Below are 21,679 nucleotides of genomic sequence, written 5' to 3'. Positions count from 1 at the left end.
TACCCTAAACGGCTCCTGCTGTTGAAAGAAAAATGAAAGGGAAAGTAGCTTATTTTAAATAAAATACCTACTTTCGGGAATCAAAAATTAAACAACGTATTACAAATGAGTTTAAAAGGTTATAAAGGTGTTCTGCATGGAGATGCTGTACAAGAATTATTTGAGATCGCTAAAAAACATCGATTTGCTCTCCCCGCAGTAAATACCATTGGAACAAATTCTATCAACGCAGTGATGGAAACTGCAAAAGCAGTTAATTCACCGGTAATCATTCAATTGTCAAATGGCGGTGCGCAATTCTATGCTGGTAAAACGCTGGATAATAATAAATTGCAAGCATGTATACTAGGTGCTGTATCTGCTGCAAAACACGTGCATTTACTGGCCGAACATTATGGTGTAGCGGTTATCCTACATACAGATCATGCAGCTAAAAAATTACTACCTTGGATAGACGGTTTGTTAGATCACGGCGAAGCGTTTTTTGCCCAACATGGTAAGCCTTTATTTTCTTCTCATATGCTTGATTTATCAGAAGAACCTATTGAAGAAAATATAGAAATCTCTAAAAAGTATTTAGAGCGCATGAAGCCGCTTGGAATGACTGTTGAAATTGAATTGGGAGTAACTGGCGGAGAAGAAGATGGAGTGGATAATAGCGATGTTGATAGCTCAAAACTTTATACACAACCGGCCGAAGTAGCTTATGCTTTTGAAGAACTCAGTAAAGTAAGCGATAAGTTCACCGTAGCGGCAGCATTTGGAAATGTGCATGGCGTTTACAAACCGGGAAATGTTAAACTTCAACCGGTTATCCTCAAGAATTCTCAAGACTATATTAAAGAAAAGTTTGGACTAAGCGCTGAAAAACCCGTGAATTTTGTTTTTCATGGTGGATCAGGTTCGTCTCCGGCCGAAATTGAGGAAGCGATCTCTTATGGAGCCATTAAAATGAATATTGATACCGATATGCAATGGGCGTTTTGGGAGGGGATAAAAGATTACTACAAAGCAAATGAAGGCTATCTTCAGAGTCAAATTGGTAACCCTGACGGAGAGGATGCTCCTAATAAGAAGTATTATGACCCTCGCGTTTGGTTAAGGAAGGGAGAAGAGAGCTTTGTGAAACGTTTAAAACAGGCTTTCGAAGAACTTAATTGCGTTGATGTGAACGATAAATTATAAAAAAGGTGTTTTTGCCATAGTAAAGGGAAACAAGTTGTTTCCCTTTTTTTATGTTCAAAATTTTCTAAACATCCTCTCGTAGTCTTCCGATTCCCTTTCTTTTGACTAATATAAAAAATGTAAAACAAAATAGCTTTTAAAAGCTTTATTATGGCAAGAAATAAATAGGCAGTTACAGCGCAATGAAATGTGCCTGCCTGAACTAATTATTAATCGAATTGTTATGGGAAATCTATTGTATTTAATCGCTGTTGTTCTGGTAATTATCTGGGCCATCAGTTTTTTCGGGGGATACACCAGTAGCGGTATTATCCATGTTCTGTTGGTAATTGCAATCATTGCGGTATTGCTTAGAATTATCAGAGGAGCTGCCTAGTCGTTGGCTAACGACTTCATTATGACCTCTGCAAAGAGTAAATCTTCCGAAAAAGTGATTTTAATATTACGGGTATCCCCAGGTAGAATCTGAATCGGATACCCTTTTTTTTCCACAACAGAAGCGTCGTCTGTAAATGTATCACTATAGGTTTGCTCATAAGCTTCAAATAAAATCTCCGCGGAGAAAAATTGAGGCGTTTGAACGAGGAAAACGGTGCTTCTATCAACCGCTCTAGAGGTATCTCCCGACTCTTTAATGCGTACAGAGTCCTTGCTGCTGACAGCTGTTATTAGTGCTCGGTGCCGACCTATTTGTTGAAAGCCGTAATCAATGATTTCTTTAGATACAAGTGGGCGTACCCCGTCGTGAACCGCGATGTAAGTTGGCTTTATTGGTTCACTTAACTGCTTTATGTGGCTTAATCCATTCTGTACGGAGTGAAATCTGGTATCTCCACCTTCAACAATTATATGGGGTACATCAAAACTATACTTAATACAAAGCTGTTCCCATTCTGATTTCAGTCGGTTATTCAATACTAATATAATCGTTGGTCTGGTGTTACTTTGTGAGAAAGCAGTCAGCGTGTGCATTAGTACCGGAAGTCCATTTAATAGCATAAATTGTTTCGGAATTGCGCTTTGCATGCGTGTTCCCGATCCGCCACCAACAATAATTACGTAGTTTTTCCTCATTCCAATACCAAGAAAAATAGGCTACCTTTATTAGATAGCCTATTCGTTAAGAGTATTCCTCCTTATATGATTAACATCGCGTCACCGTAGCTATAAAAACGGTATTTCTCTTTTACGGCGATCTCGTAAGCATTCATCACATGTTCATAACCGCCAAAAGCACAAATCATCATTAAAAGTGTGGATTCCGGTGTATGGAAATTAGTGATCATACTATTTGCAATACTGAAATCATAAGGCGGGAATATAAACTTGCTGGTCCAATCGTTTGCCGCTTTCAAGGTCCGGTTGGCCGAAACCGCTGACTCGATAGAACGCATGCTTGTTGTACCAACTGCGCATACTCTTCGCTTTTCAGCAATCGCTTTATTGACAATATCAGCATCTTTTTGTTCAATAATAAATTGCTCCGAATCCATTTTATGTTTCGTTAGGTCTTCTACCTCTACCTGACGGAATGTTCCAAGACCAACATGTAAAGTAACCTCTGCAAACTCAACACCCTTTAATTCCAAGCGCTTCATCAATTCTCTGCTAAAGTGTAAACCAGCTGTAGGTGCCGCTACAGCGCCTTCGTTCTTAGCAAAAATAGTTTGATATCTAAACTTATCTTCCGGCGTAGGCTTTCTTTTGATATACTTGGGAAGTGGTGTTTCTCCTAAGATTTCAATGTTCCTCCTAAACTCTTCATCAGACCCATCAAACAGGAAGCGAATGGTTCTACCACGCGATGTCGTATTGTCTACAACTTCAGCAACCAGTAAGTCGTTGTCGCCAAAATATAATTTATTCCCGACCCGGATTTTTCTGGCGGGATCAACCAGTACATCCCAAAGACGCAATTCCTTATTCAATTCACGGAGTAAGAAGACTTCTATCGTGGCGCCTGTTTTTTCCTTATTGCCATATAAACGAGCGGGGAAAACTTTTGTGTTATTGAGGATCATCACATCATGTTCTTCAAAATAGTTCAATACATCCTTGAAAATTTTGTGTTCAATTGCACCGGTTTTGCGATCAAGCACCATTAAACGCGCCTCGTCCCTCGTTTCTGCGGGTTCATGAGCAATTAACGAATCAGGTAGATTAAACTTAAATTGAGATAACTTCATGTTTTGTGAATTTTATATATCTTATTTCTTAATAATAAATAGGTCAGTCAACCTAAATATGGTAATAACAAAAACGGGGCATAATTTGTTCCCCTCTTTTATTAGCTGATAAATTAGCGCGCAAATTTACAAAAAAAAGTTTTAAAAACGTAAGCCTTAAAGGCTATATATTAGGTGATTGTTGGATAAAAACATCCGCCTATAAAAAAGTACCGAAACTTGTAACCTTTCCCTGTTTTACGTGTCTTAAGAGCGTATGATTTTTATCAAGCTATTTTTTGAGAGTTTCCGGTTTGCATTTTCAGCGTTAAGGGAAAATAAGACGCGTACTTTCCTTTCACTATTAGGTGTAACGATCGGTATTATGACGATTATTGGTATTTTCTCTGCCGTTAATACACTCCGAGCGAATTTAGAAAGTAGCGTTGAAAAATTGGGAAGTCGATCAATTTACATTCAAAAGTGGCCCTGGGGTGGTGGAGGTGATTACCCTTGGTGGAAATATGTGAACAGACCCGAGCCTACTGTCCGTGATTTTGATCAATTAAAACAACGGGCAACACTTGCTGATGGTATCGCACTTGAAGTCGGGATGTCGGACAAAACGCTCAAATTTTTGAATAACAATGTGGAGAAGGTGTACATCAGTGCAGTTTCAAATGATTACTATAAAATACGAAATCTCGAATTTCAGGCAGGACGATATTTTACCGAAAGTGAATCAGAGAGAGGTACCGCTGTTGTCATTATTGGATCAACGATAGCTAAAGGTTTATTTCCGCATACGGATCCCATAGGAAAGACTATACAGGCGCTCGGGCGCCGATTAAAAGTAATAGGTGTTTTCAAGGAAGAGGGGGAAGGCATGTTAATTGATGTTTCGCTGGATAATATTGCAGTGGTACCGTTGAATTTTGCCAGAAACGTAATTAATGTGAGAAATTTCGGACCGTCGATTATTGTTAACGCAAAAAATGGTGTTTCCTTGGATGAAGCGGAAAGCGAATTGAGAGGGCTCATGCGTTCCATTCATCGGCTTAGCCCTAAACAGGAGGACGATTTTGCACTTAATCAAACAACCATTATTACCGCGCAGCTCGATACCATGTTCCAAATTGTAAATACAGCAGGCTTTTGTATAGGCATTCTTTCTGTATTAGTTGGGGGATTTGGAATTGCCAATATTATGTTTGTATCCGTTAAAGAGCGTACCCATATTATTGGCATTCAAAAATCGCTTGGTGCAAAGAACTACTTTATACTTTGGCAATTTTTGATCGAATCAGTCGCTTTATGCATTTTTGGCGGTTTAATGGGTTTATTTGTGGTATACACCTTGGCGTTTTTATTAAAAATCATCGCTGGTATAGGCGTTGTCGTACACCTTGATGAAGTGTTGTTGGCTATTTTTATTTCCACTACTATTGGGCTCATTTCCGGAATTATACCCGCTATAATTGCTGGTAAACTGGATCCTGTTGAGGCTATAAGAAGCAAATAATCTGCCCACCGTCGCGAAAAAATTACGATATCGTTTTCGTAAATAATACATCCTTTCCAACCTTAGTATTGGGAATATTTACTAATATTGAACGTTGGGACAAAGATCCGATTGTAGGCTGTTAAATGATAGATAGCCTGCAAGGGGTGCAGTCTACAGCGTTTCAATTGATAAATATCCAATGATAACCGACTCGCTAGCAATGTTAAATTTTGTCCCGCTTAAAAATCACTCGCACATATTGAAGAAGCTTCGCTAGCCATTAAAATGTATATTATTAAACCAATATAGGGATACTAAAACATGAGAAAAATAAGTTTAATTGCTTTGAGCGCCATTGGGATCTGTGTTTTTTCAGCCTTTTATATTCAGAAAAGCACTTGGCAGGATTTATTCGACGGAAAGTCGTTAAAAGGCTGGAAACAAGTTGCAGGGGATGCCCCTTATACCGTAGAAAACGGAATGATTGTTGGAACTACCGTTAAAAATACCGGGAATACCTTTCTGGTAACGGAAAAGGAATATGGGGATTTTATTTTGGAACTGGATGCGAAAATAGAAGGAGATCACAATAATTCAGGCATTCAAACGAGAAGTCATATCGATCAACAGGCAAATAATGGTAAAGGGCGGGTATATGGAAGACAGGTTGAAATCGATCCGACTCCACGTAGTTGGACAGGTGGCATTTATGACGAGGCGAGAAGAAATTGGCTTTATCCTTTAGATCTCAATCCGACAAGTAAATCAGCATTCAAAAAAGGAGAATTTAATCATTTTCGGATTGAATGCATTGGCAACACAACCAAAACTTGGATTAATGACATCCCTGTCTCTTATGTCGTTGATACCCTAGACAAGACCGGGTTTATCGGTTTACAGGTTCATAGCGTCGGCAAAAATGGCGAGGAGGGCAAAAAAGTCTATTTCAAAAATATTAAAATACAAACAAATAATTTACAGCCCAAAAGGATAGGAAAGGAAATTTATGTTGTGAATTTAGAGCCCAACACACTTTCGTCCCATGAACGCGAGAGCGGATATAAACTGCTTTATGATGGTAAAACAACAAATAATTGGGTCAGCTCAAATAAAAATGTCTTTCCTGAAAAGGGATGGTCGTACGATCAAGGAGAATTGCGCGTGCATGCTACTGAAGGAACAGATATACCCCGTGCCGGTGATATTGTAACTAAAGAGCTTTTTAGTGCTTTCGACTTATCCTTTGAATTTAAGCTAACACCCGGTGCTAATAGTGGACTTAAATATTTCGTCGTAATCGATGACAAAAACAAAGATTGGCCTTTGGGTCTAGAATACCAGGTACTTGATGATGTAAAACATCCGGACGCAAAAATGGGACGTGATGGCAATCGGACGCTCGCTTCGCTATACGATCTATTGACTGCCGAAAAGCAGCCAAGGTTTTTAAGGCCAATAGGTTCCTGGAATAATGCACGAATCGTTGTGTATCCGGATAATAAGGTAGAGCATTACTTAAATGGTGTAAAGGTTCTTGAGTATGTAAGGGGCTCTGATGAATTCAAAAAAATGGTATCTTTAAGTAAATTTAAAGATAAACCTGGATTTGGTGAGGCAAAAGAGGGTCGTATTTTACTACAAGATCACGGGAATGAGGTGAGCTTTAGAAGCATTAAAATAAGGGAATTGTAAAAGAATGGACAGAAGAAGTTTTTTACAACAAGGCAGTTTGTTAGGGGGGAGTCTACTTATGTTTGATGAGCTGTTGGCAAAAACGAGCTGGCTGAATGATAAGCCAATTAACATTGGGATGATTGGTTGTGGTGATCGGGGAAAGGGCGTGTTATCTGTCATAAAGTCGTTGCCCCAGTTATTCAGAATCAGAAGTTACTGTGATGTTTTGGACTTTAGATTAGATGAGGCGAATCATCTTCTGAAAGACGATAAGATTATTAAATTCAAATCGCATCAGTCAATGCTTGACGACAAGGATCTCGATGCTGTCTTTATTGCAGTGCCCTTGAGTGCGCATTTTAGTATTGCTAAAGACGCAATTGAAGCAGGTAAACACGTTTACGTAGAGAAAACGATGACCTACTCGATTGATGAAGCAAAGCAATTAGTGAGGTTAGCTGATCAACACCCTAAACAAACGGTTCAAGTAGGTTATCAATACCGGTATTCACCCCTATATTTCAAAGTGAAAGATATGATTAGTAGCGGCTTCCTTGGCAAAGTTAGTCAGGTTGACTGCAGGTGGGATAGAAATGGCACTTGGAGAAGGGCAGTACCCGAACCTGGGCTGGAAAGGCAAATTAATTGGCGCATGTATAAAGAATTTTCCGGTGGCTTAGCAGCAGAATTGTTGTCACATCAGATCGATTTTATAAACTGGGCCTTTGATACGCACCCGGATGAAGTTTATGGTACCGGCGGTATTGATATTTATCCTGATGGCAGGGAAACGTTTGATAATATCCAAGTCATGTTTAGGTACAAAAAGGAGGGGATGATCGGTAATTTTGGTGCCACTTGCGGAAATGCGCGAGATGGTTATCTATTTAAGATCAAGGGTACCAAAGGAACTGTTTCCTTGTTGACAAACACAGGGCTGTTTTATCCTGAAAAAGAAGCAAAGGAGGCTTTAAGTACAGTAGATGGGGTAAGTGGTGCAACGAAAATTGTTTGGAACAAAGATGGCGGAACACCGATTTTAGATGAACCGACTAAAGATGGTACTTGGTATGCACTACAGGAGTTTTACAAAGCCATAAAGACCAATACGATGCCTTCGTCAAACGTAAAACGTGGTGCTAGCGCTGCTATTTGTGTCGCCATGGCTAATAACGCCATTTATAACAATCGGCCTGAGTATTGGAAGGCGGACTATGATATATAAAAAATACCCGTATTTGCTCCGGAGCAAATACGGGTATACGGAATACGTTTAAACTAATTTTTCAAGCGCAATTTTAATGCGTCGCAATGCTTCCGTTAGTTGCTCGTCCGAAGCAGCGTAGGACAAACGGATGCAGTCATTGTTGCCAAATGAATCTCCTCCTACAGTTGCCACATGCGCTTCATTCAATAGGTAAAGTGCCAGATCCGATGAATTAGCAATCGTGTTACCATTTCCATCCTTTCGTCCGAAGAAGGCACTTACATCAGGGAAGAAGTAAAAAGCTCCTTCGGGTAGGTTAACCTTTACGTCATTAATTTCTTTCAGCGCGTTATATACCAACTCTCGCCGACGCTCAAAGGCCTTTTTCATTTCATTTACCGATTCTAGTCCCCCTTCATAGGCCGCAATTCCTGCCCGTTGCGCAATTGAGCAAGTTCCGGACGTGGTTTGTCCTTGAAGTTTGTCATTTGCGGCTGCTATTTCTTTACTAGCTGCAAGATAACCCAAACGCCAACCTGTCATAGCATAAGATTTGGAGAATCCGTTGATCAATATCACACGGTCCTTTACGCTTTCAAATTGGGCAATTGATTCGTGTTGACTTTTAAAATTAATATGCTCATAAATCTCATCAGATATAATATAGATCTGAGGATGCTTTTCAAACACTTCCACTAAAGCAGCGAGTTCATCCTTGCTATAAACGCTACCTGTTGGATTGCAAGGAGAAGAGAACATGAATAATTTCGTTTTATCTGTTATCGCAGCTTCTAATTCTTTTGGAGTGATTTTGAAGTCACTTTCAATGCTGGTATTAATGAAAACCGATTTTCCTTCCGCCAAATTAACCATTTCTGAATAAGACACCCAGTAAGGAGTCGGAATGATAACCTCATCTCCCGGATTAATCACACAAAGTATAGCGTTAGATAGTGATTGCTTGGCACCGGTTGAAACGACAATCTGCGAAATATCATAATCTAAACCGTTTTCTTCCTTTAACTTCTTTACAATGGCTTTTCTTAGTTCGGGATATCCGGGAACGGGAGAATAACGCGTATAGTTTTCGTCCAACGCCTTCTTCGCCGCTTCCTTTATATGATCCGGTGTATTAAAATCAGGTTCACCTACACTAAGGCTAATAATGTTGGCGCCCTGGGCTGCCAACTCCCTACCTAATTTGGTCATTTTTAGTGTGGCCGATTCAGATAGGTTATTGATTCTTTCAGATAATATTGATAGTGTTTCCATTAGATTACAAACCTAAGCAAAATTCTACTATTTTAAATTTTATAACAATCTTTTTGATAAAAAAGTTATGAACTGTGATTTAGGATAGCATATTCGCAACAAAGTGCAATTAAGTCGACTAATTCTTTCAATATGCCTTGAGGCCTTCATTCAATTCACATTGTTATGATTTTTTAATTTTTACCTTTGCACTTTAAGCAGTCTGCGCGTGCAAGAACAGAAAAGGATTATATTATACTCGCTGAGTACCGGTATCATTTTAATGCTGTTTAAATTCACAGCTTACCTCATAACGCACTCTAATGCGATTCTGACTGATGCTGTTGAAAGCATCGTTAACGTAATAGCGAGCGGCTTTGCGTTCTATAGCATTCACCTTTCTTCGCAGCCCAAGGATGAAAATCACCCTTATGGTCACGGCAAGGTAGAGTTCTTTTCGGTCTTTCTGGAAGGCGGTTTGATATTTATCGCCGGACTTTTAATTGTCGGCAAGGCTGTTTATAATATTTTCTTTCCAGAGCAAATTAGTAATTTGCTAGAGGGAATGGGCATGCTGGCTTTTACGGGTTTGGTTAATTTCGCGTTGGGCACTTACATGATAAAAAAAGGTAAGAGCTTGTATTCGCTCACTATTATGGCCGACGGCAAGCATCTACAAGTTGACTCATACAGCACCTTAGGCTTATTGGTAGGATTACTTCTGCTCTATATGACAGGTGTACAGCAAATTGACATAGTGCTTTCCTTAGGATTAGGCTTTTACATTTTATTTAGTGGTTACAAATTATTAAGGAAGTCGATCGGTGGCTTAATGGATGAGTCCGACTTCGAATTAATAAACCAGGTTGTGCAAATATTGGAAGAAAATCGGAAGGACAGCTGGATCGATGTTCATAATTTACGGGTTCAACGCTACGGACACGAACTCCATATCGATTGCCATATGACTTTACCCAACTATTTTGATTTGATAAAAGTGCACGAGGAAGTGTCTCAAGTTGACGCCCTTATCAATAAGAAAGTACATATAGATACCGAACTCTTTATTCACGCAGACCCATGTTTGCCCGCATGCTGTCACTATTGTAATATGAAGAATTGCCCTATTAGGAGTGAGGAAAAAAAAGTGGATATCGTTTGGGATGCGCCACTTGTTATGAGAAATAAAAAGCATTTTGATGTCTAGCGCTCTTACGAAAAACAAATTGAATGGTTAAGGAGTTTACCTAATAAAGCACCTTAACGATGAATAAGTTTTTTAGAGCACTAATTGCAGGATTTACCGCCAAAAAATTGGGAGGTGGATGTTTATCGACTATAATAATTTTTATAATCGTTTATTACGCGCTTGGACATTGCAATTGATAACGAAATAGTGTCTGTTAACTCTATTTTGAATATCCTAAAATCACGCCATTTTCTTTGTGTCTATGTGAGTGGATTTTTCTTTCTATTGAAAAATATTTCAAAATTCTAATTTATCCTTCAAAATTCTTTAAAATTAGGCCTCAATTCCCGACCTAGGCGAGCACCATTTTATGATTCCCATTTGTGTATTTTAACAACATATTCAGATAATATTTACTTTGTTGATATTTTTTTTGAAGAAATATTAGGAAATTTCGAAAAAATATGATGATTTTTACGGCATAATCTCTAAACAAAGACAAAAAAATAATAAAATCAACACAAAAGCATGTCAAATCTCAGGTTTAGCGCAGTTGAAGCTGCAATTTCTCGTGACAAAAGACCAGCAGTGATAGCCGCTGGAGAAAAAGCTTCCTCATACTTTGGTAAAAATGTTTTTACCGTGAAGAAGATGAAAGAGTATTTGCCGAAAAATGTATTCGCGAAATTAACAAGTGTAATCGAAGCCGGCGAGGCGATCGATTTTGATTTAGCGGAGCATATCTCTCAGGCTATGAAAAGTTGGGCGATCAGCAATGGGGTAAGCCATTACACTCACTGGTTCCAGCCTTTAACGGGCGCAACTGCAGAAAAGCATGATGCCTTTTTTGAGCCTGGCGGTGATGGTGTAGCCATTGAGAAATTTACAGCTGATGCGTTAGTGCAACAGGAGCCGGATGCGTCCAGCTTTCCGAATGGTGGTATTCGTAATACCTTCGAAGCAAGAGGCTATACCGGCTGGGACCCCTCTTCACCTGCATTTATTTATGAAACAGGAGGCAGCAAGACACTTTGTATTCCAACAGTCTTCTTGTCATATACAGGTGAAGCATTAGACTATAAAGCTCCTTTGTTAAAAACCCTAAACGCGTTAGATAAGGCGGCTGTTGATGTTGCACAATATTTTGATAAAGGCGTTGAAAAAGTTTTTGCTTCTTTAGGTATCGAACAAGAATATTTCTTGGTTGATTTAGCCTTATTTAACGGTCGCCCTGATTTGCAATTAACGGGAAGGACTTTATTTGGTCATATGTCTGCTAAAGGTCAACAATTGGAAGATCATTACTTCGGTGCTATTCCTGAGCGGGTACTAGCTTTTATGGTTGACCTGGAGCAAGAAGCGTTGAAACTGGGTATTCCATTGAAGACACGCCACAACGAGGTAGCCCCTTCACAGTTCGAATGCGCTCCGATGTTTGAGGAAATCAATTTAGCAATTGATCACAACCAATTGTTAATGAACTTGATGGATCAAGTGGCTTTGCGTCATAACTTCAAAGTTCTTTTACACGAAAAACCGTATGCTGATATTAACGGATCGGGCAAACACAACAACTGGTCGTTGATTACCAATACCGGCATCAATTTGCTGTCTCCGGGGAAAACCCCTAAAAATAACCTGATGTTTTTGACATTCTTCGTGAATGTTATTCGTGCGGTATATGAGCATTCCGATTTGTTAAGAGCTTCTATCGCTACAGCCAGCAACGATCACCGTTTAGGAGCGAACGAAGCTCCTCCTGCTATTATCTCTATTTTCTTGGGCAGCCAATTAAATGCTGTGTTGGACGAAGTTGAAACGGCACGTGTTGCGAAGAAAGTGAAAGCGGATAGTCAATTGTGGCATGGAATTCCTAAAATCCCTACCTTACAATTAGATAATACAGACCGTAATCGGACTTCTCCTTTTGCATTTACAGGAAATAAGTTTGAGTTCCGTGCTGTAGGTTCTTCTGCAAACTCAGCCAGTCCGATGACGGTATTAAATGCGATCGTTGCAGAGCAGTTGATTAAGTTCAAGGTTGAAGTAGACAAACAAATAAAGAAGGGAACGAAGAAAGATCTAGCGATCTTAAACGTTGTTCGTAAGTATATTAAAGAATCAAAGGCTATCCGCTTCGAAGGTAATGGATATAGCAAAGAGTGGGAAGACGAGGCAGCGAAACGCGGATTGTCTAATATCAAAACAACACCAAGAGCTTTAGATGTTTACGTGAGCGAAAAAACCGAAAAGATGTTCGAATCTTTAGGGATCATGACTAAGCGTGAAGGTGAAGCTCGCCATGAGATCTTATTGGAAAACTACTTCAAAAAGATTCAAATTGAAGCCCGTGTAATAGGCGAAATCGTTAACAGTTCACTTGTTCCTGCGGCTATTACCTATCAGAATGAGCTGATAGAAAACGTTAAAGGCTTAAAAGACCTCGGTGTAAAAGCTTCTGCTTATAAATCGCAATCTGAATTATTGGAGCGTATCGGTGAGCATATCAATATAATACTTGAAGAAGCTGAAGCTATGAGACAAGAGCGTAAGAAAGCCAATGTTTTGGAAGACGTTCGTGACAAAGCTATCGCTTATGACGAAAATGTGAAGCCGTATTTTGATAAGATTCGTTATCATCTCAATAAACTTGAGCAGATTGTTGACGATCGCAAATGGCCTCTTCCAAAATTGAGAGAACTTCTGTTTGTAAGATAAAAGAGGCGGCCAAAAAATACATCCTCAAGGGTTTCCCTTGGGGATTTTTTATTTTTACCCCATCGTATTATATTTATATTAAGGTGTCTAAAATATCATTAGGATTAGTTACTTTTGCAGCCGTATGTCAGATTTAAAGTACAACCAACGCGGTGTTTCGGCCGGTAAAGAAGATGTGCATAATGCCATTAAAAACATTGACAAGGGCTTATTTCCAAAAGCGTTTTGTAAGATAATACCGGATATTTTAGGCGGGGCGGATGATTGGTGTAACATTATGCATGCCGATGGTGCAGGCACCAAGTCCTCATTGGCCTATGTTTACTGGAAAGAAACCGGTGATTTATCGGTATGGAGAGGTATTGCACAAGATGCAATCGTCATGAACATCGATGATCTGCTTTGTGTTGGAGCCTTAGATAATATATTAATTTCGTCCACCATAGGAAGAAATAAGAGTCTAATCCCCGGAGAAGTAATCGCAGAAATCATTAATGGAACGGAAGAAATCCTTCAAGAACTGAGAGATCTGGGGATAGGCATCTATTCGACCGGGGGAGAAACGGCGGATGTCGGCGATTTGGTTAGAACAATTATCGTCGACAGTACAGTTACCTGCCGCATGAAGAGAGCTGACGTGATTTCAAATCATAAGATAGAGGCAGGAGATGTTATTGTAGGGCTTTCCTCTTACGGAAAAGCTGTGTATGAGTCTGAATACAATGGCGGAATGGGATCAAACGGCTTGACATCCGCCCGTCACGATGTGTTCAATAAGTCAGTCGCTGAAAAATATAAAGAAAGTTACGACCCCGCAATTCCTCATGAGCTTGTTTTTTCGGGAAGCAAAGCGCTTACCGATACGATTACTATTGACGGCGAGGAGATTACAATCGGAAAATTGGTCCTTTCGCCAACCCGTACTTATGCGCCCGTTATGAAGGAAGTGCTCGATCATTATCGCCAAGATATACACGGGATGGTTCATTGCAGTGGTGGAGCACAAACAAAGGTTCTGCATTTTATTGATCGTTTCCATATTATTAAAGATAACCTTTTTCCGATCCCTCCCTTGTTCAGACTGATACAAACGGAGTCAAAGACTGATTGGCAGGAGATGTATAAAGTCTTTAATATGGGACATAGAATGGAGTTATACGTTCCGGAGGCGAGAGCAGTCGATATCATTCGCATCGCAGAAAAATTTGGCATTGAGGCTAAAATAGTAGGAAGAGTTGAAGATAGTGAACAAAAGAAGGTAACCGTCCATTCCGAAGTTGGGGAATTTGTTTACTATTAATTATCTTACGCATACATTATAGTTGAGAAATTAGTTAATATTATGAAGATTATCGGCTGGAAGGAGACTGTCGATTTTATAGATTTTAAACTTTATAATGTTCCAGCCAAAATAGATACGGGAGCCAAAACATCCGTATTACATTGTAAGTTCATCGAACTGGTTAAAGTAAAGCGAAAAAATTTTGTTCGTTTCATCCCCTTGGACGACAATTTTGGGGGAAATGGAACAGTTTATATGCTTCCATACCATAAAGAGCGAAAGGTTAAAAACTCGTTTGGGAGTGAAGAAAATAGATTCATAGTAAAAACAGCACTCTCTATATTTAATGAAAATCACGAGATTGAAATTTCGCTTCGTGATCGGTCGGGTATGGAATTTCCGATGTTACTTGGAAGAAGTTTTATCCGGAAGAAATTTCTGGTCGACGTCTCCAAGTCAAATTTATCAAAAAAAGAAAGCAAAACCAAATAGAAACCTAATAACGAAAGAATCACAACTGACCTCTCGAAACAAAACATGATCAGCTGCTGTTGAAACACATGTTTATCGTTGCGTTCAATTTATTTATACATATTGTGAAGATTGCAGTACTGTCAACCAATAAAAATTTGTATTCTACCAAGCGTTTGGTAGAGGCGGCCCTAAAAAGAGGGCATGAATGTGTTGTGCTAGATCATAGGCAGTGTTATGTAGGCATAAAACAGGGGGAGCCCAGTATACATTACAAAGGGCAGGATGTGTCCAATATCGATGCAATCATCCCCAGAATAGGTGCTTCGGTAACCTTTTACGGCTCGGCTATAGTGAGGCAATTTGAAATTATGGGAGTAGCGTCCGCTAATCCAAGTCAGGCTATTACGCGATCCAGAGATAAATTACGATGTATGCAGATTTTATCCGGTGCCGGTATTGGTATGCCGATAACGGGATTTGCACGACAAACAAATGATGTCGATGATTTAATAAAGATGGTAGGAGGGGCGCCTCTTGTGATCAAACTATTAGAAGGAACACAGGGTATTGGCGTTGTTCTTGCCGAAACCAGAAAGGCTGCCAGCTCGGTGATCGAAGCATTCTATGGGCTTGGAAACAACATTTTGATACAGGAATATATTAAAGAGTCGAGAGGCGCAGACATCAGGGTGTTGGTAGTAGATGGTAAAGTGGTAGGCGCAATGAAGCGCACTGCTAAAGAAGGCGAATTCCGATCGAATCTTCACCGAGGTGGATCTGCTACCGTCATCAAGTTAACGAAAGCCGAAAAAGAAACCGCTTTACGAGCTTCCGCTGAGCTTGGCCTAACCGTTTGTGGAGTAGATATGTTGCAATCTGATAGAGGTCCGCTTGTTTTGGAAGTGAACTCTTCACCGGGTTTAGAAGGTATAGAAAAGGTTACCGGAAAGGACATTGCTACCCACATTATCGAATTTTTGGAAAAGAAACACCAGCTAAAGAAAGAGCCAAAGGAAAGGAAAAAGAAGAGTAAGGTGGGGCAGACACTTTAGTGTCCCGGTCAATCTTTCTTTTACAATCGATTATGCTTTGATTATCAAATTCTTTTTCATATTTTTGCGGACTTTAATAGAAATAGGACAAAAAGCAAATTAAAAAACAGTAAATGCCTACTATTCAACAATTAGTTAGAAAAGGTAGAGTAGCTCTGGTTGATAAGAGTAAATCACCAGCGTTGGACAGCTGTCCACAGCGAAGAGGTGTGTGTACACGTGTATACACCACTACCCCTAAAAAACCAAACTCAGCCATGCGTAAAGTTGCTCGTGTACGTTTAACCAATGGAAAAGAGGTGAACGCCTATATCCCTGGTGAAGGACACAATTTACAAGAGCACTCGATTGTATTGATCCGCGGAGGTCGTGTAAAAGACTTACCAGGTGTGCGTTATCACATCATTCGCGGTGCCTTAGATACTTCCGGTGTTGCCGGTCGTAATCAACGTCGCTCTAAGTATGGAACAAAACGTCCAAAACCAGGACAAGCTGCTGCAGCTCCTGCAAAAGGTAAAAAGAAATAGTTAAACGGAGGAAATTAAGATGAGAAAGTCAAAACCAAAGAAAAGAATCATTTTACCTGATCCAAAGTTTAACGATATTCAGGTTACACGTTTTGTAAATAACATGATGTACGATGGAAAGAAATCCATTGCATACTCAATTTTCTACAATGCTGTTGATTTGGTTGAACAAAAAACCAATGAAAATGGCTTGGAAACATGGAAAAAAGCACTAAACAATGTGATGCCTTCAGTTGAAGTAAAATCACGTCGTGTAGGCGGTGCTAACTTTCAAGTACCAACAGAGGTTCGTCCGGAACGTAAGATTGCCTTGGGAATGAAGTGGCTGATCAGCTATGCTCGTAAACGTGGTGAAAAAACTATGTACGAGAAATTAGCCGGTGAGATAATTTCAGCTTCTAAAGGTGAAGGTGCTGCTGTTAAGAAAAAAGAAGATACCCATAAGATGGCGGAAGCTAACAAAGCTTTCTCTCACTTTAGGTTCTAATCCAATTACAATGACACAGATTAAATTGAATAACACAATAGCATGTAACAAACTAGTGTGTGTCAATTTAATCTGTGTCGTTTTTTGCCGAAGTATAAAGCAAAGTGGATTTACCAATAGTAGATTCACATTTATATAAGAGTTTAAATACACCTTTAGGGAATATAAAAAAGATGTCAAGAGACTTAAAATTCACAAGGAATATCGGTATTGCCGCACACATCGATGCTGGTAAAACCACTACTACCGAGCGTATCTTATACTACGCCGGAGTTAACCACAAAATTGGGGAAGTGCATGAGGGAGCTTCAACCATGGACTGGATGGTCCAGGAAGCTGAGCGCGGTATTACCATTACTTCCGCTGCTACCACTGTATTCTGGAACTATCGAGGAAGTAAATATCAGGTAAATATTATAGATACACCGGGACACGTTGACTTTACCGTTGAGGTAAATCGTTCTTTACGTGTACTGGACGGATTGGTATTTTTGTTCTCTGCAGTTGACGGTGTAGAACCTCAATCCGAAACTAACTGGCGCTTGGCAGATAACTATAAAGTTTCACGTATCGGCTTCGTTAATAAGATGGACCGTTCAGGTGCTGACTTTTTAAAGGTAGTTAAGCAAGTAAAAGATATGTTAGGTGCTGATGCAATTCCTTTGCAATTACCAATCGGTGCTGAGGATAACTTCAAAGGAGTTGTTGATTTGATCAATAACCGTGGGATCGTTTGGAATGAAGAAGATAAGGGTATGACCTTTACTGAAGTGCCTATCCCTGAGGATATGGTTGACGAAGTTGCCGAGTGGAGAGAGAAGCTATTGGAATCGGTAGCGGGTTACGATGAATCGTTGATGGAGAAATTCTTTGAAGATCCTAACTCGATCTCAGAACGTGAAATCTTAACAGCACTTCGTAAAGCGGTAATTGACAATGCTATTGTGCCAATGGTTTGTGGATCGTCCTTTAAAAATAAAGGGGTTCAAACCATGTTGGATTTAGTAATGGAGTTGTTACCGTCCCCGCTAGATCAAGAAGCGGTAAAAGGAACAGATCCTCGGACTGATGCAGAAATTATTCGTAAACCTTCTGTTGACGAACCATTTGCTGCACTAGGTTTCAAAATTGCAACGGATCCATTTGTGGGCCGCTTATGCTTCATTCGTGTTTATTCGGGCATATTGGAAGCAGGTTCCTATGTTTATAATACACGCTCAGGCAATAAGGAGCGTATATCTCGTATCTTCCAAATGCACGCGAATAAGCAAAATCCTATTCCAAATATCGGAGCAGGTGATATCGGTGCAGTTGTTGGTTTCAAAGATATCAAAACCGGGGATACCCTTTGCGATGAAAAACATCCAATTGTTTTAGAATCCATGACTTTCCCCGAACCGGTAATTGGTTTGGCGATTGAGCCTAAGACGCAAGCCGATGTTGACAAGCTGGGTGTTGCTTTGGGTAAATTAGCTGAAGAAGATCCTACCTTCGTGGTACAAAGTGATGAAGAAACAGGCCAAACGGTTATCAAAGGTATGGGTGAGCTACACTTAGATATCTTAATTGATCGTTTGAAGCGCGAATTTAAAGTAGAAGTAAATCAAGGCGCTCCGCAAGTGGCTTATAAAGAGGCGATTACAGCAGAAGCTGCGCACCGCGAAGTATACAAAAAGCAAACCGGTGGTCGTGGTAAGTTTGCGGATATACAAGTAGTTATTTCTCCAATCGATAAAGATTACGAGAAAGGCGGCTTACAATTTGTGAATGAAATCGTAGGTGGAGCAATTCCACGTGAATTTATTCCTTCAGTACAGAAAGGTTTTGAAGCAGCCATGGTAAATGGTGTGTTAGCGGGCTTCCCGGTAACGGATATGAAAGTTCGATTGGTAGATGGATCTTTCCACGCGGTCGACTCCGATGCACTGTCTTTCGAGATTGCCGCCCGTACTGCCTTCCGTGAAGCACTACCGAAATGTCGCCCCGTGTTAATGGAGCCGATCATGAAAATTGAGGTGCTTACACCGGAAGAAAACATGGGAGATGTAATGGGTGACTTAAACCGTCGCCGCGGACAGCTTCAAGGTATGGATACACGTAACGGATCTCAAGTAATTAAAGCACTTGTGCCACTTTCTGAAATGTTCGGTTATGTGACTCAATTGAGAACAATTACATCCGGTCGCGCTACTTCTACCATGGAGTTTGATCACTATGCAGAAGCACCTAAAAACGTTCAGGACGAGGTGATTGCAAAAGCAAAGGGTAAAGTTAAAGCCTAATTTTTAAATCTGATGTTCCGTTATAAATAGCTCTAACGGAACATCATTAATATAACATATAATGAGCCAAAGAATCAGAATTAAATTAAAATCGTACGATTACAATTTGGTTGACAAATCAGCCGAAAAGATTGTAAAAACTGTAAAACCTACAGGAGCTGTAGTAAGCGGTCCAATTCCACTTCCTACTGAAAAGAAAATTTACACCGTTTTACGTTCACCACACGTGAATAAAAAAGCGCGTGAACAATTTCAGTTATGCTCTTATAAAAGATTGTTAGATATTTACAGCTCTAACTCAAAAACAGTTGACGCTCTGATGAAACTTGAATTGCCTAGTGGTGTAGAAGTTGAAATCAAAGTTTAATGATTTTAGTTTTCTTTAGAACAAGAAGCGAGGGCCAAACCCCTCGCTTTTTTTGTTTAGGGACATGATATAAGCCATAAAATGTGTATTTTAGCAATTAACGCTTTTTTATTTAATAAGTATGGCCAATAAAATCTTAGTTATCGAGGATCAGTCGAAATTAGCATCGTTAATTCAAAGGGGACTCAGCGCAGATGGTTATGACGTTCGGATTGCTTCCGATGGAGAATTGGGCTTGGACATGATATACCACAACGCATTTGACCTTATTGTTTTGGATGTCATGTTGCCTGGAATTAGTGGAATTGAAGTTTGCCAACTGTTGCGTAAAGAAAATAACCCCGTTCCTATTCTAATGCTAACCGCATTAAGTGCAACAAACAATGTTGTAACCGGATTGGATTCAGGAGCGGACGATTACATGGTTAAACCTTTTAAATTCGAGGAACTGAAAGCTCGCATTCGCACATTGGTGAGAAGGGCAAATGGCACTAACGGTCAGCAGAATCCAGCTTCGTCTACTATTCGAATTATGGACTTAGTATTAGATATGGATGCGCGGATCGCTACTCGAGGTGGTAAAGAAATTGCCTTAACGGCAACCGAATACCGTTTGCTGGAATTTATGATGAAAAACAAAAATAAAGTACTAACGAGAATCGAGATTTTAGAACATGTCTGGGACATCAATTTTAATATGGGAACCAACGTGGTAGACGTTTACGTAAACTATCTTAGGAAGAAGGTAGACAAAGGTTTTGACGTAAAATTGATTCATACGATGATAGGAGTCGGTTACTCGATCAAAGAAGCTTAAATATTGAGACTGTCGAAACAAGTGCGGTATAAGCTTCTCTGATGATAAAGAATATGTTGACTTAGATGAAAATCCAAAGTAAGTTTGTCCTTCTTTTCTTCTGTGTTGCGCTCGGATTAATTTCCATTTTAATGGGAGCTATCTTCTTTTTTACGCAGCAGTATGCTTTTGAAGATTTCTATAAGCGCTTGGAGGCAAGGGTGAATATCGGTGCTGAGGTATATATGCAGGAAGACGAACTGACCATCTACTATTACCGACGGATACGAAATCGTTATCTCGAAAGATTACCGGCAGAAAGCGATTTCTTCTTTCGTGTTGAACATGGAAAGGTAATTCCAAAAAAGGGAGCGCCGCAACTGCCGAAGAGCTTTTTTACGGAAATACTAAAAAAAGGCCGTAGTCGATATAATAACCGGAACGATTTTTTTGCCGGTCGATTTTTTAAGTCGGAGAAAGGCGATTTCATTGTAGTGGTTTACGCCAAAGACCCTTCCGGTTTCCGTGAACTGGCCATGCTTCAAAAAATATTGATCATCGGTTTTTTTATATCTATTCTGGTTGTTTATTTCATCGGCAAGGTTTTTTCTCAACAAATTTTCAAACCTTTTTCGCAAATTATTAAAAAAGTGCAGGAAATAACGGCTGATAACCTACATCTACGCTTGCCTGGACGTAAAGGAACGGATGAGCTGGCTGAAATTACCACAACATTTAATGATATGCTGGATCGATTGGAAACTGCATTTGATACACAGAGTAATTTCATCAGTAATGCTTCTCACGAGCTACGAACTCCCATTAGCATTATATCCGGGGAAGCAGAATTGGCTATGGGTAGCGGTGAATTGCCAGAATCACATAAACAATCCTTGTCGGTCATTATTAGCGAAGCTGATAAATTACAGGAGATTATCAGTGGCTTACTTTACCTTGCCAAAACGTCTGCAGATAAAAGTAAGCAACCAAAAGAGCGGGTGCGCATGGATCAGCTTTTAATGAATATTAAAAAGATCACCGATCAGGTGAATCCCGGTTGTGAATTGAGGTTAACCTTTGAAGACTTGCCGGAGGAGGAAGATGAACTTACGGTGATGGGATATGAACATTTGTTACAGCTGGCTTTATCTAATATTGTGACAAATGCCTGCAAATACTCCGACAACAAGCCAGTACGAATTCATTTAAAAACTTCTAATAAACATATTCTCATTAATGTTTTAGACGAAGGGATAGGTATCCCCGAACAAGAAAAGAAATACATCTTCGAACCATTTTTCAGGGCATCCAATACTCATTTTTATGAAGGACATGGTGTAGGGTTACCTTTAGCCTTAAAAATAATTCGCTTACACAGAGGCACAATCGATATTAGAACCCAAGTAAATTCCGGAACAGATATCACTGTTTTACTGCCAAGCGTTGCCAATCATAAATAAGGTCATAGCTTGATTTTGCCTAAAACTCTAATCCTATTTTAATTTTATCCTTAATCTTC

At 39.7% G+C, this 21,679-nt stretch carries 19 protein-coding genes; 16 read left to right on the top strand and 3 right to left on the bottom strand.

The features are described from left to right. Positions 1 to 105 precede the first annotated feature (105 nt). On the top strand, positions 106 to 1,185 hold the full coding sequence (fbaA, locus tag FKG96_RS17130; RefSeq protein WP_130855772.1) for a class II fructose-bisphosphate aldolase: 1,080 nt from the start codon (positions 106 to 108) through the stop codon (positions 1,183 to 1,185). A 223-nt stretch (positions 1,186 to 1,408) separates the two neighbouring features. Beyond that, positions 1,409 to 1,561: a lmo0937 family membrane protein gene (locus tag FKG96_RS17125; RefSeq protein WP_013667243.1), complete on the top strand. Its 153-nt coding sequence runs from the start codon at positions 1,409 to 1,411 to the stop codon at positions 1,559 to 1,561. On the opposite strand, the gene FKG96_RS17120 is transcribed toward FKG96_RS17125, so the two are convergent. Together FKG96_RS17120 and queA are read right to left on the bottom strand one after the other, a co-directional pair. After that, complete coding sequence (locus FKG96_RS17120; RefSeq protein WP_130855773.1) at positions 1,558 to 2,259, bottom strand: 2-C-methyl-D-erythritol 4-phosphate cytidylyltransferase; 702 nt, start codon at positions 2,257 to 2,259, stop codon at positions 1,558 to 1,560. The two genes, FKG96_RS17125 and FKG96_RS17120, sit on opposite strands and share 4 nt — an antisense overlap. 62 nt (positions 2,260 to 2,321) lie before the next feature. Beyond that, on the bottom strand, positions 2,322 to 3,371 hold the full coding sequence (gene queA / locus FKG96_RS17115) for a tRNA preQ1(34) S-adenosylmethionine ribosyltransferase-isomerase QueA (protein ID WP_013667241.1): 1,050 nt from the start codon (positions 3,369 to 3,371) through the stop codon (positions 2,322 to 2,324). A gap of 256 nt (positions 3,372 to 3,627) precedes the next feature. On the opposite strand from queA, the gene FKG96_RS17110 reads away from it, so the two are divergent. The 3 genes from FKG96_RS17110 (at position 3,628) to FKG96_RS17100 (ending at position 7,753) form a co-directional block, all read left to right on the top strand. Continuing rightward, positions 3,628 to 4,872: an ABC transporter permease gene (locus tag FKG96_RS17110; RefSeq protein ID WP_130855774.1), complete on the top strand. Its 1,245-nt coding sequence runs from the start codon at positions 3,628 to 3,630 to the stop codon at positions 4,870 to 4,872. Between the two features lie 303 nt (positions 4,873 to 5,175). Further along, positions 5,176 to 6,546: a DUF1080 domain-containing protein gene (locus FKG96_RS17105; RefSeq protein WP_149105724.1), complete on the top strand. Its 1,371-nt coding sequence runs from the start codon at positions 5,176 to 5,178 to the stop codon at positions 6,544 to 6,546. A 4-nt stretch (positions 6,547 to 6,550) separates the two neighbouring features. After that, positions 6,551 to 7,753, top strand: coding sequence for a Gfo/Idh/MocA family protein (locus FKG96_RS17100; RefSeq protein ID WP_130855776.1), 1,203 nt, complete (start codon positions 6,551 to 6,553; stop codon positions 7,751 to 7,753). Positions 7,754 to 7,801: 48 nt separating this feature from the next. Here FKG96_RS17100 and FKG96_RS17095 read toward each other — a convergent pair whose 3' ends face one another. Continuing rightward, positions 7,802 to 9,007: a pyridoxal phosphate-dependent aminotransferase gene (locus FKG96_RS17095; protein ID WP_242627170.1), complete on the bottom strand. Its 1,206-nt coding sequence runs from the start codon at positions 9,005 to 9,007 to the stop codon at positions 7,802 to 7,804. Positions 9,008 to 9,215: 208 nt separating this feature from the next. On the opposite strand from FKG96_RS17095, the gene FKG96_RS17090 reads away from it, so the two are divergent. The 11 genes from FKG96_RS17090 (at position 9,216) to FKG96_RS17040 (ending at position 21,620) form a co-directional block, all read left to right on the top strand. Beyond that, complete coding sequence (locus FKG96_RS17090) at positions 9,216 to 10,193, top strand: cation diffusion facilitator family transporter (protein WP_149105723.1); 978 nt, start codon at positions 9,216 to 9,218, stop codon at positions 10,191 to 10,193. Between the two features lie 510 nt (positions 10,194 to 10,703). After that, positions 10,704 to 12,893: a glutamine synthetase III gene (locus FKG96_RS17085; protein WP_130855778.1), complete on the top strand. Its 2,190-nt coding sequence runs from the start codon at positions 10,704 to 10,706 to the stop codon at positions 12,891 to 12,893. Between the two features lie 124 nt (positions 12,894 to 13,017). Beyond that, positions 13,018 to 14,193 (top strand): AIR synthase related protein, encoded by a 1,176-nt coding sequence (locus FKG96_RS17080; RefSeq protein ID WP_013667234.1) that lies wholly within the window; start codon positions 13,018 to 13,020, stop codon positions 14,191 to 14,193. Between the two features lie 42 nt (positions 14,194 to 14,235). Next, positions 14,236 to 14,667, top strand: a complete 432-nt coding sequence (locus tag FKG96_RS17075) for a RimK/LysX family protein (RefSeq protein WP_149105722.1) — start codon at positions 14,236 to 14,238, stop codon at positions 14,665 to 14,667. Positions 14,668 to 14,771: 104 nt separating this feature from the next. Continuing rightward, positions 14,772 to 15,701, top strand: a complete 930-nt coding sequence (rimK, locus tag FKG96_RS17070; RefSeq protein WP_049795159.1) for a 30S ribosomal protein S6--L-glutamate ligase — start codon at positions 14,772 to 14,774, stop codon at positions 15,699 to 15,701. A 113-nt stretch (positions 15,702 to 15,814) separates the two neighbouring features. Continuing rightward, positions 15,815 to 16,228: a 30S ribosomal protein S12 gene (gene rpsL / locus FKG96_RS17065; protein ID WP_002993550.1), complete on the top strand. Its 414-nt coding sequence runs from the start codon at positions 15,815 to 15,817 to the stop codon at positions 16,226 to 16,228. Between the two features lie 19 nt (positions 16,229 to 16,247). After that, complete coding sequence (rpsG, locus tag FKG96_RS17060) at positions 16,248 to 16,715, top strand: 30S ribosomal protein S7 (RefSeq protein ID WP_013667231.1); 468 nt, start codon at positions 16,248 to 16,250, stop codon at positions 16,713 to 16,715. 173 nt (positions 16,716 to 16,888) lie between these two features. After that, on the top strand, positions 16,889 to 18,997 hold the full coding sequence (gene fusA, locus FKG96_RS17055) for an elongation factor G (protein WP_130855780.1): 2,109 nt from the start codon (positions 16,889 to 16,891) through the stop codon (positions 18,995 to 18,997). A 61-nt stretch (positions 18,998 to 19,058) separates the two neighbouring features. Then, positions 19,059 to 19,364: a 30S ribosomal protein S10 gene (rpsJ, locus tag FKG96_RS17050; protein ID WP_013667229.1), complete on the top strand. Its 306-nt coding sequence runs from the start codon at positions 19,059 to 19,061 to the stop codon at positions 19,362 to 19,364. Between the two features lie 121 nt (positions 19,365 to 19,485). After that, positions 19,486 to 20,181: a response regulator transcription factor gene (locus FKG96_RS17045; RefSeq protein WP_013667228.1), complete on the top strand. Its 696-nt coding sequence runs from the start codon at positions 19,486 to 19,488 to the stop codon at positions 20,179 to 20,181. Positions 20,182 to 20,246: 65 nt separating this feature from the next. Beyond that, entirely contained in the window at positions 20,247 to 21,620 is a 1,374-nt protein-coding gene (locus tag FKG96_RS17040) for a HAMP domain-containing sensor histidine kinase (RefSeq protein ID WP_130855781.1), read from the top strand. Positions 21,621 to 21,679: the final 59 nt, after the last annotated feature.

The sequence above is a fragment of the Olivibacter sp. LS-1 genome (assembly GCF_008245145.1).
GTDB classification, from domain to species: domain Bacteria; phylum Bacteroidota; class Bacteroidia; order Sphingobacteriales; family Sphingobacteriaceae; genus Olivibacter; species Olivibacter oleidegradans.
This window is presented reverse-complemented; position numbering and strand designations above follow the sequence as displayed.